The organism is Thermostichus sp. MS-CIW-40, from assembly GCF_054058315.1.
The window spans coordinates 17,138-29,983 of record NZ_JBSSAC010000018.1 but is presented as its reverse complement, the minus strand read 5'-3'; the positions used below and the strand labels follow the sequence as shown (position 1 = coordinate 29,983).

Genomic DNA, 12,846 nt, shown 5'->3' with positions numbered 1-12,846 from the left:
ACAGGGATGAGTCTGTATAATTTTCTGGAAGCAAGGCGAGCTCAAGCGCGCGAGGGTGTGGCCATTGGGGTGGCGAGTCAGAGCAATTCGGGGAGCCATCACCGTACCTACAAACAGTGCCGAGGCCATTGGCGCGGCGGTGGCTGAGCTGCTGGATACGCTAGAGCACCGCAACGCCCTCGATCCGGCTGAACTAGTCAGCGTTATTTTTTCCGTTACCCCTGATTTAAATGCAGCTTTTCCCGCCCAGTTTGCTCGTCGTCGCCCCGGTTGGGAGTCGGTGCCTCTGTTGGATGTGCAACAGATGGAGGTGAGCGGCGACTTACCCCGTTGCATTCGGGTTTTGATCCAGTTGAATACTCCACTTGCTCAAGCGGACATGCAGCATGTTTATCTGCGAGGTGCCCGCGAGTTAAGGCCAGATCTCAGCACTGTTTGATCGATCCATACAGCACCAGCACAGGGTTGACACTCTCACCGACTAAAGTCGGGGGATTTCTACACTGGAGGTGGGACAGTCTGTTGCCATGGGCAACATGGGGCATGATGGATCCCGGATTTGCCCCGCTTATTCTGGGGGAAAAGAATGGCTTAACTCAAGTTGATCCGGGTCGTATCACTACTGATTTGGGAAGGCGCAGAACATCCAGATTCACTCATAGACTTACTTGGACTTACAGTCATTTTAAACAGGTATGAAACATTTCCATCCAGCTCCCCTTTCTTTTTGGGAGATGGGGTGATGGCAGCGGCACAGAGCACTTGGGGGGCTTCTCAATTAGCTTAAAATGACTCTACTTAAGATAAGAGTAGATCTGAGAGCTCAAGGAGACAGCTTTTCTCGCAGACGGTTTTCCCACTGTTGCAGTTGCTCTTGGCGAGCGGCTACCTCTGCTTCGCGACGGCTCAGCTCCTGGCTTTGCCGAGTCAAGGATTGCCGCCAGCTTTCGATTTCCGACAGATCCACCAGACTGTGGGTTCGGGATAGGTTGTGCAGCATCTCCACCAGCTTCATGGCTGCCTCTTCCACCCGCCGTACCTGCCGCTCTTCCGAAAGCTCAACCAGCAGCAACACCCCAATGTTGTAAGGGCCAACCTCTTTGCAGGTGACCCCTTCTGGCTTGCGCAGCGGCATCCAAACCCCGTCCTCGGCCTGCCGGGCCAAGAGCTGCAGCTCCCCCTGGCCGAAGAGACTTTTTTTGTGTACCCGTGCCAGATACAGCATGGAACATGCAGGAAGATGCTGCCGATTTTAGCACCGATCCCTTTTATTGAAGAGGGATCCCGTCCCTACACCCAAACCTGGGTTTTGTTGTCCGTGCCACCAGGAGGATCAATGCTAGGATCGGCTGTGGAATGGATAAGGCTCAACGCTCTCCCGTCTTCATCGTTTAGGGATCCCTGGCATGTTTCTCACCCAAAGCCCCTACTTCTTGATGGCAGCGCTGGTGGCTATTGCCAGTGGAGCCATCTTCGCGGTTCGGTTCATCAAGCGAGAGGCCTCCGCTGAGTATGACGTGATTTTTGCCACGATGGGCCTGATCTATTCCGTCTGCTTGCTCTTGGAAGGTCAGCGGCTCATCCCGTTGCTGTTCTTTGCGCAGGTGTTGCTGGCGGTGATGGCCGGCTGGTTTGCCATCGAAACCTTCCGTTTGCGGATTCTCTTAAGCGAAAAAGCACGGCAGGTGGGCGGGGCTCGTCCGACCGTTCGGCGGCAAGGCTTCAGCCGCACCTATCCCCCGGATGGCTATGCCCAAGGACGCACGGTTTCCACTCGAGCCGAGGGATCCCGTATCCGCGATACATCCTCTTACAGTCGCTCCATTCCTGGGCGCAGTGGTGAAGATCCTAGCCGTCGCCCCAGGCCCCAACTGACCGGCGATACCCGTGTGCGTCCACGCCGCCGACCCGAAGGGGATGAGTATTACGAGGAGCCAGGGGTCCGCCCGCGTCAGGATACGGACTACGATGAACCAGCACCGCCGCCAGAGGCCCGCCGCCCCCGTCGTCCTGCCACCGAAGAGTATCCAGAGGATGTGGATGTGCAGGAAGAGCGCAGCACAGGTACAGCTACCCGCCGCCGTCCCCCACGGCTGCCCCAAGACCAAGGGGAAAGCTACGCAGATGAACCCCCCCGCCGTCCTTCCCGCCGCGTTGTCGAAGTAGAGCCAGTAGAGGTGGAGCCAGAAGAGTATGATGACGATCTGTTCTGATAGGCTCTCAATGCCGATCTGAACTTGATAGAAGCAGCGCCAGGGTCAATTAGTCGGATCCCTCAGCCTGTGTTGCGCATCCCGGCGGCAATGCCGTTAATGGTAAGTAAAGCTCCACGCAGAAGTTCAGCTCGGTCGTAGCGTGTTCGTCCGGTGCGGGATCCCTGACGCTCCCGCAGGCGCTTGAGGAGAGAGACTTGAATAAAGCCCAAGGGCACAATAGAGCGGTTGCGCAACTGCACCGAGCGCTTCAAATAAGGGTCGTTCTCCAACAGTTCCCTGTGGCCCGTAATCTGCAACACTATTGTGCGAGTACGGTGCATTTCTTGGGCAATACACTCAAACAGCTCCATCGCCCGCTCTAGACGCTCTGGAGAGCTCATCTCCCGCACGTAGTGACGCGCTATTTGCAGATCCACTTTGGCCAGAGTCATCTCCACTTTGGAGATCACCATGCGGAAGAAAGGCCATTCGCGATAGAGGTGCTGCAGGTGGTTGAGGTTGTGCTCGCCCCTGGCCACGTATTCTTGTAGGGCGGTGCCAACCCCATACCAGGCCGGCAAGAGAAAGCGGCTTTGCGTCCAACTGAATACCCAGGGAATGGCCCGCAGGGATCCGATGTCTTTTTGGCTACCGCTGCGGCGGGCGGGACGGGAGCTGATCTGCAGTTGGCTGATCTCTTCAATGGGGGTGACCTCGTGGAAAAACTCCACAAAGCCCTCCTGCTCGTAGACCAGGTTACGGTACACCTGCCGGGAGCGCTCCGCCAAGGATTCCATCAGGCGCGACCACTCGTGCAGATCGTTGGGGTAGGTGCGCAGTAGGCTGGCCTGGATCACGGCGCTGGTGACGGTTTCCAGGTTAAAAATGGCCAGATCCTGGAGGGAATACTTGGAGGCCAACACCTCTCCCTGTTCGGTAATTTTGATGCGGCCCCCCACACTGCGCCCTGGCTGAGCCAAGATGGCCTCGTAAGCCGGGCCCCCTCCACGGCCCACCGAACCGCCCCGGCCATGGAAGATTTGCAGCTTCACCCCGTAGGATTCGGCCACCGTCTGCAGGCGTTGTTGAGCCTTGTAAATCTCCCAGTTGCTGCTCAAAAAGCCGGAATCTTTGTTGCTATCGGAGTAGCCCAGCATCACCTCCTGTAGATTCCCCTGCTGAGCCAAGTACTGGCGATAGAAAGGGATCTCCAGCAACTGCCGCAAAACTTCCGGGGCCCGCTTCAGGTCTTCGACGGTCTCGAACAGCGGCACCACCGCCAGGGATCCGCGACCACTGATGGGATCGTAGAGCCCCACCTCCTTGGCCATCAGCAGCACCTCCAACAGGTCGCTCAACTGGCGGCTCATGCTGATCACATAGGTTTGGCAAATGGCCAAGCCGAATTCCTGCTGCATGCGGCGCAGGGTGCGAAAGGTGGCGATCAGCTCTGCTGTCTTATCGGAAAAGGCGATCTCCAGCGGTATCAGAGGCCGACGTGTTTGTAGCTCCTGCAGGAGAAAGGCGGTTTTTTCCTCTTCCGTCATCTCGTTGTAGGGACGCGGCAAAATGCGCAAGTACTCGAAAATCTCCGTGAGAGCGGCTTCGTGGTAGCTGCTGTCTTGGCGGATATCCAGATGGGCCAGGTGAAAGCCAAACACCTGTACCTGTTGAATGAGATGATCCAACTGACGGCAGGAAAGGCCGCTGTTTTTCAAGCTTTTCTGGATAAGCTGCAAGTCGGCCAGAAATTCTTCTGCGTTGGCATAGGCGTTGTCCACAGGGGGAGGGGTGGGCAAACAAGCGGAGTCGGCCAAGTTGCGATTGCGCTCCCGCGTCAACTCCAGCCGCCGCTGAATGTAGCTGAGCTTGAGGCGGTAGGGCTCTTGGCGGTATTGCAGCGAAAACGATTCGTAAACCTCAGGCATGAGGCGGTGATCCTGCTCAAGGGCATCCAGCAGTTGGCTGTCCACATCCCCCCAGTGCAGGGAAATGCTCAGGGTTTTGGTGAGAGCCTTCACCGATTCGATGTACTTGCCCAGGATGAGGTTGCGCTGATAGCGAGCCGTTTGCCAGGTAACATCGGCGGTGACGGAAGGGTTGCCATCCCGATCCCCGCCTACCCACGAGCCGAAGTTGCAAAATCCTGCCGGCGGCGGCTCGACGCTGGGAAAAGCCTTTTTCAAGCTGCGGCTGAGGTACTCGTGCAGCAGGGGGATGGCCTGAAACAACACCTCTTCAAAATAGTGCAAGGTGTAATCGACTTCGTTCAAAACAGTCGGCTTGGACTGATGCAACTCGTCGGTACGCCACCAAAGCAAGACTTCTTCCGCCATCTGTTCTTTTATCATCTGGGCCTGCAAAGGCTGGGTTTGTTCTGCCCAATCTAGTTGGCTGAGCAAGCGAGAGAAGGCCCGTTGCTTCTCGCGAATGGTGTGGCGGACGATCTCGGTGGGGTGGGCGGTAAAGACCATGCGAATGTGCAACTGCTCCAGCAATCTGCGCAGTAGGCCCGGCGGCACCCCTTGAGCCCGCAGGTAAGGGAACAGCCGTTCAAATTTTTCGTTTTCTCGCACGGTACGTTGTTGGCTATCCACCATGCGCATGTCCGAGTCTTCTGCCCGTTCGTAGTGCTGTTCAACAATGTTGATCAACTGGAAGAAGAGGGCAAAGGCCCGTGCCGTTTGGATGGTGGCGTCGAGGCTGAGGTACTCGATAATTTGTAGTACCTCTGGGATCGGGTACTCCAGGGCTTGTCCTTCTGGGGAACACATGGAACGCAGTCGCTGCAACAGATCCACCAGAGACTGACCGCACTCCTGTAGAATCACCGATTCCCAGAGTTCTTCCACCAATTGCAGGCGACGGTTCAACAGGTTGTTCCTGCGGTTGAAGGCTTCGTTGACTTGAAGGGAATGGGCCAAGGGATCCCGTTCCCCAAACAGGGATGCCTCCTTCAGCCCGTTGGCAGAACCCGCTGCCCCCTCTGCAGCGGTCAGGTGGGGGGAAGAGGTCATGAAGGCAGCTCCTAGAATAACCATCCCAATATTAGAGCCTGTTTGTCGAAACGGCAGATGTAGCAGGTATCACGCTCAGATTGCGGTCTTCTCCGCGTCGGATTTTGTAGTTGAGCCTACAAATTGCAAGAAAAAAGTGTTTTACCTTGCCGCAATACCGGTCTAACGCCTTGTTGACAGGAGTTCTGGTGGCTGCCACCCTGTTTATCAACGCACATCTACTGGATCCCGACCAGGGATTGGACAAAATCGGGCAACTGGGTTTTCACGTCGGTGGGGGATTTTTGTCTGCCGGCGGATGAGGCGGGGATCCGCTCAGGGGTGACCACGGTGGTGGAGGCGGGGATCACCTTCCCGGCGTTTTGTGCAACGGTGGCGTCAACTGCCCAGACGCGGGTTTATGCTTTGATCCTTCTCTGCTCTACATCGCCACTGCGGATTTCATCGCCCATCGCCTCAGGCTGGCCGTGGATCCAAAAAATCAAGATTTAGATCGGGCCAGAGCAGTGATCGAGACCCATCGCCAGGTGGTGGTTGGCCGCAAGGCTCGTCCCACCCTCAAGCTGGGAGAGAGGGAATCACCCACGCTCACTTCCGCTCTGATTCTTGGCGAAGAATATGCCTGCCGATCATGATTCATCTGGGCCGCTTCCCGATGGATGAGGTGTTGGATCCCTCAGATTTGTTGGATCGCCTGCGTTCGGGAGAGATTGTCAGCAACGAACAAAAGGCCCGCGCCCGCGACTACGCATTGCAGGTGGTAGAGCTAGAATCCAAGGCAATTGCAGCTTTCAACCGCAAGCTGGCAGCCTTGTCACTGCTTTGAGCCACTCTGGATTGGATGCCCATTTTGTGATCTCGGATCAGCAGTGGATGGAACGGTGTCTATCCCTGGCCCGTTCTACACCTCAGCGTCCCTCTCCCAATCCGCGGGTGAGTTGCGTGATCGTGCAGGGGGATCGGGTGGTGGGGGAAGGCGTTCATCCGGGGGCAGGGCAGCCCCATGCGGAGGTGTTGGCTCTGCAACAGGCGGGATCCCTGGCCAGAGGGGCAACGCTCTACGTCAACCTGGAGCCCTGCAACCACTATGGCCGTACCCCTCCCTGTACCGAGGCCATCCTAGCTGCCGGGATCCGGCGGGTGGTGGTGGGGATGCAGGATCCCAATCCCTTGGTGGCTGGCAAAGGGATCCGCCGCCTGCAGGAGGCGGGGATCGACGTGACGGTGGGAGTGCTGGAGCGGGAGTGCCAGGAGCTGAACGAGGGGTTTGCCTTCGCCATTGTGCGGCAACAGTGTTTCGGCCTGCTGAAATACGCCATGACCCTGGATGGCAAGAGCGCCGCCGCCACCGGCCACAGCCGCTGGATCAGCAACTCTCCGGCGCGGCAGTGGGTACACCAACAGCGGGCCTGGCATGATGCCGTCATCGTTGGATCCCGAACCGTTTGGCAGGATAACCCGCGCCTCACCTGTCGCCTGGCGGAGTTGCAGGGATCCCAGCCGTTGCGGGTGGTCCTCAGCCGTTCCCTGAACCTACCTCCCGTCGCCCATCTGTGGCAGGTGGAAGAAGCGCCGACGTTGGTGATCACAGAAGCTGTGGCAACCCATCCTTTGTGGGGATCCCTGGCCAAGCAGGGGGTGGAGCTGCTGCATCTGCCCCAAGTAACCCCCTCGCGGGCGGCACAGGTGCTCTTTCAGCGGGGGTGTCTGAGTGCCCTCTGGGAATGCGGGGGCACGCTGGCCTGGGCAGCCCTCAAAGATGGGGCGATCCAGAAAGTAGCCGCCTTCATCGCTCCCAAGATCCTAGGCGGAGCCGCTGCGCCAACCCCGGTAGCAGGGGAGGGGATCCCTGATGTCAACCAAAGCTGGCAACTGGTGGAGCCGCGGCTGGAGACCTTGGGGGATAACTGGTTGATCATCGGAAAGATCTCCTCTTCAGTTGGCCACAGTAACCTACTAAAGTGACCAGCTTTCGATTGCCATACAGGGAGCTTCAGGTTTCTGAACGAACAGGCTGATATCTGTTCAATGTAAATGGATATACTCATCAGAAAAACACGGCATTTCTGCAAAGTGGGGTTCAGAATTGAGCTCAATTGTGCTAGGCTGGTCAATGTTTTGGGGGGTCAATTGACGTTTTGGTAAGGTCAGCAAAATCAAGCTGTAGGGATCTATCGAGATTTTCCTGAGGTGAGCCTTGCAAACGGCAACGACGAAGACTCTAGCCTCTTTGTCCAGCCCTTCTTTGCTTGCCCAGTGAGCGGCTTGAAAGTCGTCCTATCTCATTTTCAAGTACAAATCCCAGGATAAGGAAGGGCATTGTGTTGAATCTTTTTGCCAGCCTGCTGTTTGCATCCGCTTTCCTCAGTCCATCGGGAAACGTCGTCATCGAGGGGGATCCAGGGGAGTGGGTTTTCGCCGATCATCAAGTCCTAGAAGGGGTTACTCTAACCCTTCTCACACGGCCCGGAGAGAGCTTGGCCTCTTGGAGAGAGATGCTCTCCGTCATGGACGTTCATGTCGAGGGATCGCCGCGCTTTCTTGCCAACCACATGCGGGACAACCTCCTGGCCAACTGTCCCCAAACGACTTGGGAGTTCCATCGGGAGAGCGAAGAAGATGTGCTCTACGAGTTTCGCAGTGCTGGCTGTCGTGGAACGGTGAGTGGAGTTGAGGAACATGAGATTGGCCGGATCACCCGAGGCCCAAGCGGCAGTGTGCGCATTGCCTACGCCGCCAAGCCCCAGATGATGCCTGAACTGCGAAGCCGCTGGCTGAACTTACTGGGCAGCGAGGTGGGGACAGCTCAGGGTTTTCCCATTCGCAACCTCAGCGGGGCGATTGCACAGCCTTCTTCCCCGGTTTCGGAAGCCCCAACCGTAGAGCGGCAGATCGCCCGGTGGCTGCAGGAAGCAACCGATGCCCTGAAGCAGCAGGAAGATTTGCTGGCCGAGCTGGATCGCCTAGGTCAGGAAGCGCAGGCGGATGCCCGTGCCTACAGCCAAGGAACCCCCAAAGAGGCGGGGCTAAGGACAATCGGCCTGTACCGAGGTCGGGGGGACGGCAGCCCTGGCGAGGCCACAACCGAGTTCAAGACCACTGACACCTTGATCTGGGCCATCTTGCCGGTGGGCAACCTTCCTGCCAACGCCAAGGTGGAGATGCTCTGGTACTACGAGGGCGGAGAAGCTGGGGGCGAGCAACTGATCCGCAGGCTAGATGTTCCCTGGGATCCCTTGGCCGATACCGTGCGAGGCTTTCTGAGCTTCAGCCAACCCTACACCGGGCGCTACCGCGTCGAGATTCATGTCAACGGCGAGAAGGTGGGAGTTGGCCGCTTCACGATCCGGTAGTCTTGCGCTGGTTCCCAACTCTCCCTCTGGGAGAAAGGCTGGGGGTAGTCGCGTCAGCGGCGCGGAGCGCTCAGCCACCCCCCGAACTGAGAATGGTCGCGAACATGAAGGTACACAAGTCTTCTCGGCGGAGTACCGTTCATCGCCATTTGGCCATTTTCACACAGTGAAGACCGCTGTGCTGGGATCCAGAGGGGGGCTTGCTATCCTCGACGGGTTCTGCTGACAGGCCTGGCTTTGAGGTTGTAGATAAGGCTGGTGCGGTATTGCAACAGCAAATTGCGCAGATAAAGGGGCAAGTTGCGTCGGTAGAGGGAGCGGGTTTTGCGGTAGATAGACTTGCTGCGCCGGTTAATTGCTTGGCTGCGCCGCTGCAAAGAGGTTTGGAGTGGACGTTGGAGTGCCAGGGATCCGGGCACACGCATCAACCTTGGCCGTACCATATCCCCCCTCGAGAGCGGCGTTGAAAGTTGGATCCAGTGTAGGGGATCCTCAGGGAAGCAGCCGCCAGCGGGTCAGCCTATTCTGCAGGTGGTCTGCCCAGCTTGCCGAGATCCCGGCAAAAGCTTCATCCCTCTCCAGATCTTGCAGCAACTGCCGACCCAGAGGTGCCAGACGATACCGATCCGTGATCCCCTGCCCATCCACTTCCCGCCGCAACAGCCCCACCTGAATCAGCCACATCAGCTCCTGATCCACCCGCATTTCCGATAACGGGCGTCGGCTGTAGCCCGCTTGAACGCCCGCCCAACCTGCAATCTTTGCCGGCGGGATCCCTTTTGTGCTCATGGCCTGCAGCAAGGGCAACCGAAAAGGGCTGCAAATCCAGGCACGCCAAGCCCTTCTGTACACTGACTCAGAGTCATGGAGCATGAGGGACAAGGGGAGTCCTTATGTTCTTATTCAATTCTGTCAATGGCCGTTGAGCAGCAGGCTTGTTACAATAAATTACGATATGTTGATCATCCTTGCCATTGTTGTCCTCCTGGGATTCTGGGCGCTGCGCTTGATGGAGCAGGCTTTTCAGAGTCAGGAGTTCTCGCGCATGTTGGCAGGGACACTGGTGGCTGTGGCTGCCGGCGGCGTCTTGACCTGTTACTTTCTGATGAGCGATACCCTTCAGATGTTGTTTCATCTGCAAGCGCAGTCCCCCTCTTCCTACTCTCAAGATCTGCTCTCCGATTTGAGCTGGCTTGATCAGTAAATGGGCGGTCATGAGCTACACCAATGCAGTAGCTCCGCTAGCGAGGTTGTGACGCAGCTTTTATAGTCGTTTTAAGCCGGAATGAAACATTTCCATCTAGCTCCCCTCTCTTGCTGGGGGTAGGGCGGCAGCGGAGAACGCTTAGGGAGTGTTTCAATCTAGTTTGAAATGGAAGGCCAAAGTATCTGGGGTTATGGCATCCTCCTGCATCCGCAAGGATGGAGTAGCAAGACCTGCCGCCCGCTTGCCAACAGTGAGCGGGAGAAATCCTGCAAGCTGTGAAAAAATCCGTTGACTTGAGCCGTGGGAAGAATGTCAATGGGCCAATTGGGTTGCCAGCCAGGCTCGGATGCTTCGGATCATTTGGTGGTTGGGGGCCAGTAGGTTCTGGTAGATCAACTGTCCAAAAGCATCGATGGGGCTGAACTCTTGCCCGACTTGGAAAGGGTAGCTAAAACCCAGTGGAGTGAGGTGATCCCCCTCGAGATGCTGCCACTCGGTGTGGCCTTGATACTTGCGGCAAAGCTGCTGGTAGAGCAGAGGAATGTCGTCAATATCATCCTGTCGAAATTCTACGAGCAGGTTGTGTCTAACCGGATACTGCTCCTCAATTAAGCGGTTGGTTTCTGCTGGGGAAGGCTCGAACTCTAACCACAGATTCACAGGTGGCGAGGAGGATCCCATCCACATCCGCCACAGATCGGCAAGCTGTTGTTGAGGCCAAGCTTGAGCCAACAGCCGCAGCAATGGCAAAGCCCGATCCAACCCAGCGTTGCTGTAGGCCAGAAAAATATTGCCTCGCCGACGGGATCCCAGAGAAGGAACGGCTAGACAAGCGAGGATCTGCAACTTACAGCCCAGGCTATGACCCAAACCAAACAGGGGCAACTCCAGCAAACCCTTGCTTTGCAGGCTTCTGTGCAAAGATTGGGCTGCGTTGAGCGCCAGTTGGGCGTGATCGATATCGGTGGTGTAGGGGGTGGCAACAACGGCCATGCCCATACGGGCCAGTTCTTCCAGCAGGCGGCTGTAGAACACTTGCGGGGCAGCTCCCACAAAAGCTCCACCCAGAAAGTGAACGACGGCGCGGGGTTGAGGGGGCAGAAGGAACCAAGTATGCCCATCGGTTTGCCAAGTTGGTGCCATGGTGTTGCAACCTCGCCTGCGAGTTTGTTGAAGCTTTCCCCATAACCCAGCGCTCGGCAGATCCCACTTTGCCCACTTTACGCCGGTTCCCCGCGCTGGCCAGCCCCTGGAACTCATCCTAATGGACATCTTGCCCAGACATGGGGATCCCCAGTTAACTTCTGATGCAGCAGGCAAAACTGATACATTTACGCTGAACACTGCTGACCATTACTGCTCAACGGTGCAGCGATAGCATTCTGTCCATTACTGAACAGAAAGGCGGTATCCCGCAAAGCTCTGAGCATAACACCCAGAGCGCCTTGCCAATCTCGTGGTAGCCTATGGTTGCACTTGGGGCATCTAAACACCTTTGCGCCACCCAACTTGGTGTGGATGTGCCCGCACTTAGTACAGGTTTTGCTGGTGTACGCTTCCGATACTTCCACGACAACCACGTTTTTCTTTTGGGCTTGAAACTTCAGGAACTGCTTGAACCGGTAGTGCGCCCAGGTGAGCATCGCCCTTGCTGTCTTGCTACCAAACTTCCTCCCCGCCTTGGCAACCATCTTGGCTGACTCGAAAGTAGGGAGGAATATCAATCGGTAGTTATCCGTTAGGAACGCCGCTACCTTGCGATGGCACTCGTCCACCAAGTCCCTGATTCTCTCCCGCAGACGAAACGCCGCTTGCCGCATTCGCCTACGCTTGGGCCTCGGCGCTTTACTCAGCCTAGACTGCAGATCGTCTAGGTGGTAGCACAGCCGAGCGATTCTGCCAAAGTCTCCCTTGGCGATATCTACAAAACCTGCCCCATCAAACCCTGTAAAGAAACTTCTTACTCCAGGGTCAAGCGCAACAACCCCCTTTGCTAATGAACACTGCTCGTTCACGGGCTCAGGGAAGATGGCATACCATCTGTCTTTCACCCGCATTAGCTCAGTTCCGCGCGCCCATTCTCTGGGCATCTCCTCGGATGCACGAAACGCCAAACCTCGGGTGAGTTTCGGATACCACGTTCCATTGCGAAAGTTGCCGGCGTTGAACTGCAGCGTATGCGACCTGTCCCGCACACTGCGAAACCTCGCGTCTTTGCTTCGGCGGAACGCCAACCACGCCTCGACGACCGCGTTCTGCTTGATGTGGCAGGGGGCGTCCTTCACCCACCCGGGCAGGTCTGAGCGCAGGATGATGTCCCGCAGCTTTCTGGCCGTTCTTGGAGCACCATGCTGACGCTGATAGGCAGTCGCCTGGTTGTAGCAGTACCGGCACGCCGCCTGCCAATGCTTCCAAATCTTAGCCAACGCCGGTTCCGGATAAATCCGTATCTTTCTCGATTGCAGCCCGATATTTTCTGAGTCCGTAGAGCCGACTACTGAAGCAGTGCAGGATGGTGAGGATATCCTCAACCAGTTCCTGTTGGGGAGAAAGGTGATCGTCGTCGAGAACCAAGACCTCGCACCCGTATTGACGGCAGTACCACTCAACGAACTCAAATCCAAACCGGCAGAGTCGATCCCTGTGAGCGACCACAATTGTTCCGACATCTCCCGCACGAACTCGTTCCAATAAGGCAAGGAACTTCGGTCTTTTGAAGTCGAGACCGCCGCCAACCTCTCCGACCACTTCGGCTCCAGGATAGAGGTTAACCAGTCTTGCAATCTGTCTCTCCAAGTCTGGCTTCTGCCCTCGGCTGCTAACTCGGGCATACAAAACGACTCGTTTGGCTTTCTTTGGCGTTCTGATGTAACTGTCGAGGTCATACCTTCTTGCCCTACCAGATGGCGTACGTATTGCTTTGATCCAACCTTTCTGCTCCCATCGCCTCAAAGTGTGGAGACACACCCCGAAATAGTCGGCCGCTTCTCTCGGTTTTACATACCTAGCCATACCAAGCAGTCATGCTGAACATGCTATACATTATTTCCAGTATAGTCCAGCGTATCATTGAC

The 12,846-nt window shown here is 56.7% G+C and carries 14 protein-coding genes; 6 read left to right on the top strand and 8 right to left on the bottom strand.

Translation table 11 applies throughout. From position 1 onward, the window contains the following. Positions 1–64: 64 nt before the first annotated feature. Positions 65–439, top strand: coding sequence for a chorismate mutase (aroH, locus tag ACVWXF_RS07540; protein ID WP_011433434.1), 375 nt, complete (start codon positions 65–67; stop codon positions 437–439). A 384-nt stretch (positions 440–823) separates the two neighbouring features. On the opposite strand, the gene ACVWXF_RS07535 is transcribed toward aroH, so the two are convergent. Continuing rightward, a complete protein-coding gene (locus ACVWXF_RS07535; protein ID WP_414330894.1) occupies positions 824–1,225 on the bottom strand; it encodes a hypothetical protein in 402 nt (133 codons plus the stop codon). Between the two features lie 181 nt (positions 1,226–1,406). On the opposite strand from ACVWXF_RS07535, the gene ACVWXF_RS07530 reads away from it, so the two are divergent. Continuing rightward, positions 1,407–2,213 (top strand): Ycf66 family protein, encoded by an 807-nt coding sequence (locus ACVWXF_RS07530; RefSeq protein WP_414356152.1) that lies wholly within the window; start codon positions 1,407–1,409, stop codon positions 2,211–2,213. A gap of 62 nt (positions 2,214–2,275) precedes the next feature. Here the strand turns inward: ACVWXF_RS07530 and ppc are convergent, their stop codons facing one another. Together ppc and ACVWXF_RS07520 are read right to left on the bottom strand one after the other, a co-directional pair. Further along, positions 2,276–5,212 (bottom strand): phosphoenolpyruvate carboxylase, encoded by a 2,937-nt coding sequence (ppc, locus tag ACVWXF_RS07525; RefSeq protein ID WP_457474058.1) that lies wholly within the window; start codon positions 5,210–5,212, stop codon positions 2,276–2,278. A gap of 218 nt (positions 5,213–5,430) precedes the next feature. Beyond that, complete coding sequence (locus ACVWXF_RS07520; RefSeq protein ID WP_457474057.1) at positions 5,431–5,562, bottom strand: hypothetical protein; 132 nt, start codon at positions 5,560–5,562, stop codon at positions 5,431–5,433. Between the two features lie 281 nt (positions 5,563–5,843). Here ACVWXF_RS07520 and ACVWXF_RS07515 point away from each other — a divergent pair, with 281 nt between their 5' ends. The 3 genes from ACVWXF_RS07515 (at position 5,844) to ACVWXF_RS07505 (ending at position 8,565) form a co-directional block, all read left to right on the top strand. Further along, positions 5,844–6,038 carry a hypothetical protein gene (locus ACVWXF_RS07515; protein ID WP_414424293.1) on the top strand — a complete coding sequence of 65 codons (195 nt, stop codon included), beginning with the start codon at positions 5,844–5,846 and terminating at the stop codon, positions 6,036–6,038. A gap of 26 nt (positions 6,039–6,064) precedes the next feature. Continuing rightward, a complete protein-coding gene (gene ribD / locus ACVWXF_RS07510; RefSeq protein ID WP_457474070.1) occupies positions 6,065–7,177 on the top strand; it encodes a bifunctional diaminohydroxyphosphoribosylaminopyrimidine deaminase/5-amino-6-(5-phosphoribosylamino)uracil reductase RibD in 1,113 nt (370 codons plus the stop codon). Between the two features lie 356 nt (positions 7,178–7,533). Next, positions 7,534–8,565: a hypothetical protein gene (locus ACVWXF_RS07505; RefSeq protein WP_457474056.1), complete on the top strand. Its 1,032-nt coding sequence runs from the start codon at positions 7,534–7,536 to the stop codon at positions 8,563–8,565. A gap of 203 nt (positions 8,566–8,768) precedes the next feature. Here ACVWXF_RS07505 and ACVWXF_RS07500 read toward each other — a convergent pair whose 3' ends face one another. Together ACVWXF_RS07500 and ACVWXF_RS07495 are read right to left on the bottom strand one after the other, a co-directional pair. Continuing rightward, positions 8,769–9,008 carry a hypothetical protein gene (locus ACVWXF_RS07500; protein WP_148202739.1) on the bottom strand — a complete coding sequence of 80 codons (240 nt, stop codon included), beginning with the start codon at positions 9,006–9,008 and terminating at the stop codon, positions 8,769–8,771. Positions 9,009–9,057: 49 nt separating this feature from the next. Beyond that, the gene (locus ACVWXF_RS07495; RefSeq protein ID WP_011433445.1) at positions 9,058–9,438 is read right to left on the bottom strand and encodes an Npun_F0494 family protein; all 381 of its coding nucleotides are present in this window, start codon (positions 9,436–9,438) and stop codon (positions 9,058–9,060) included. Between the two features lie 82 nt (positions 9,439–9,520). Between ACVWXF_RS07495 and ACVWXF_RS07490 the strand changes: the two genes are divergently transcribed. Next, a complete protein-coding gene (locus ACVWXF_RS07490; protein ID WP_011433446.1) occupies positions 9,521–9,769 on the top strand; it encodes a hypothetical protein in 249 nt (82 codons plus the stop codon). Positions 9,770–10,084: 315 nt separating this feature from the next. Here the strand turns inward: ACVWXF_RS07490 and ACVWXF_RS07485 are convergent, their stop codons facing one another. The 3 genes from ACVWXF_RS07485 to ACVWXF_RS07475 all read right to left on the bottom strand — a co-directional run bounded on the left by ACVWXF_RS07485 (position 10,085) and on the right by ACVWXF_RS07475 (position 12,784). Then, positions 10,085–10,915 (bottom strand): DUF1350 family protein, encoded by an 831-nt coding sequence (locus ACVWXF_RS07485; RefSeq protein ID WP_457474055.1) that lies wholly within the window; start codon positions 10,913–10,915, stop codon positions 10,085–10,087. A 188-nt stretch (positions 10,916–11,103) separates the two neighbouring features. Then, positions 11,104–12,303: an RNA-guided endonuclease InsQ/TnpB family protein gene (locus ACVWXF_RS07480; protein WP_457474054.1), complete on the bottom strand. Its 1,200-nt coding sequence runs from the start codon at positions 12,301–12,303 to the stop codon at positions 11,104–11,106. Next, positions 12,191–12,784 carry an IS607 family transposase gene (locus tag ACVWXF_RS07475; RefSeq protein ID WP_457474053.1) on the bottom strand — a complete coding sequence of 198 codons (594 nt, stop codon included), beginning with the start codon at positions 12,782–12,784 and terminating at the stop codon, positions 12,191–12,193. Before ACVWXF_RS07475 ends, ACVWXF_RS07480 begins: the two co-directional genes overlap by 113 nt. Between the last annotated feature and the right edge of the window lie 62 nt (positions 12,785–12,846).

What these genes read in the sequence shown, in the direction of transcription:
- ACVWXF_RS07495 (WP_011433445.1), bottom strand. Translation starts at nt 9,438, where the DNA reads ATGCTCCATGACTCTGAGTCAGTGTACAGAAGGGCTTGGCGTGCCTGG.
- ACVWXF_RS07515 (WP_414424293.1), top strand. Translation starts at nt 5,844, where the DNA reads ATGATTCATCTGGGCCGCTTCCCGATGGATGAGGTGTTGGATCCCTCA.
- ACVWXF_RS07475 (WP_457474053.1), bottom strand. Translation starts at nt 12,784, where the DNA reads ATGGCTAGGTATGTAAAACCGAGAGAAGCGGCCGACTATTTCGGGGTG.
- ACVWXF_RS07485 (WP_457474055.1), bottom strand. Translation starts at nt 10,915, where the DNA reads ATGGCACCAACTTGGCAAACCGATGGGCATACTTGGTTCCTTCTGCCC.
- ACVWXF_RS07535 (WP_414330894.1), bottom strand. Translation starts at nt 1,225, where the DNA reads ATGCTGTATCTGGCACGGGTACACAAAAAAAGTCTCTTCGGCCAGGGG.
- ACVWXF_RS07530 (WP_414356152.1), top strand. Translation starts at nt 1,407, where the DNA reads ATGTTTCTCACCCAAAGCCCCTACTTCTTGATGGCAGCGCTGGTGGCT.
- ACVWXF_RS07490 (WP_011433446.1), top strand. Translation starts at nt 9,521, where the DNA reads ATGTTGATCATCCTTGCCATTGTTGTCCTCCTGGGATTCTGGGCGCTG.
- ACVWXF_RS07500 (WP_148202739.1), bottom strand. Translation starts at nt 9,008, where the DNA reads ATGGTACGGCCAAGGTTGATGCGTGTGCCCGGATCCCTGGCACTCCAA.
- ppc (WP_457474058.1), bottom strand. Translation starts at nt 5,212, where the DNA reads ATGACCTCTTCCCCCCACCTGACCGCTGCAGAGGGGGCAGCGGGTTCT.